The organism is Acinetobacter sp. 228 (assembly GCF_048147885.1).
This window is the reverse complement of record NZ_JAYWYV010000492.1, coordinates 1-1,121: the sequence shown is the minus strand read 5'-3', so window position 1 is coordinate 1,121 and position 1,121 is coordinate 1. Positions and strand designations below refer to the sequence as shown.

Here is a 1,121-nt window from a genome sequence, read left to right as displayed (position 1 = left end):
CCTGTCACTGGATCACAAACAGACATCGCATTCCATGTATCACCGTGATAACCAGAACGTGTAGTAATAAAATTTGTTTTTTGTGGCTGGCCTTGTGCTGTCCAGAATTGCACAGCCATTTTCAAAGCAACTTCAACGGCAACCGAACCTGAGTCTGCATAAAAAATTTTATCGAGACTCGGCGGTGTAATTTTTAAAAGAATTTTGCCAAGTTCAATAGCAGGATCATGAGTTAAACCGCCAAACATGATATGAGACATATTTTGTAGCTGGTCGGTCACTGCCTGATTAAGTTCAGGGTGGTTATAGCCATGAATTGCACACCACCAAGATGACATACCATCAATTAAAGTTCTACCATCATCAAGTTCAATCGTTGCCCCATAGGCACGCTTCACTTTAAATGTGGGTAAAGGTTGGGTCATTGAAGTATATGGATGCCAAATATGTTCCAAATCAAAATTATCGGTCATCCTCTATACCCTTTTACAGCAATCAAATCTTTCATTTAGCACATGTTAAACCTGTTAAGAATGAAAGAAAATTGCGAGATCAATCAAAGCTTATGAACTTTGCTGATGAATTGTTAAAAATTGGCAGATTTCTTCAATTGTCCTCTCTACCTGTAAGTAGGGAAAAGCATGAGTAGCATCTTTTAATAGCTTATAACCCATGTTTTCTGTCGCTATATCTTTAAAATTTTCAACAATCTTGCAAGGAATGACATTATCTTGTTCAGCAAACAGGTGAAACTGTCGTCCCGAATAGTTTTTCAAGTTATCTACCAAATTTAGCTGCTCAAGCATTTTTAAACCGTCTAATAACAGTTCATTTGTGGGCGGATTTGCTATGTTTTGTACGCTAAGCCAATCTTGTTTTGCCTGAGATGAGCCAAGTGTAATTAAATAATAAAAACGTTTTAAAGTAGCTTGGGGATTCTGTAAAAAGGAAGCTTTAAATTGACTAAATACATCAGCAGGCATAGCAGTATGCCACGAAGTATTAGCCACAAAACAAGGATTAGAAGCAAGCGTAATTAACGTTTTAGTTTGGCCCGTTTGTTTATAAAAAAAGTCAACCAGATATGTTGCTAACTGTCCACCTAAAGACCAACCTACAAC

The 1,121-nt window shown here is 37.3% G+C and carries 2 protein-coding genes; both read right to left on the bottom strand.

From position 1 onward, the window contains the following. Positions 1-473, bottom strand: a 473-nt coding sequence (locus tag VXQ92_RS20140) for an aminotransferase class III-fold pyridoxal phosphate-dependent enzyme (protein ID WP_416682979.1), incomplete at its 3' end; no start/stop codon positions are given. 90 nt (positions 474-563) lie between these two features. Continuing rightward, the coding region (locus VXQ92_RS20135; RefSeq protein WP_416682978.1) for a hydrolase at positions 564-1,121 on the bottom strand (558 nt) is incomplete at its 5' end.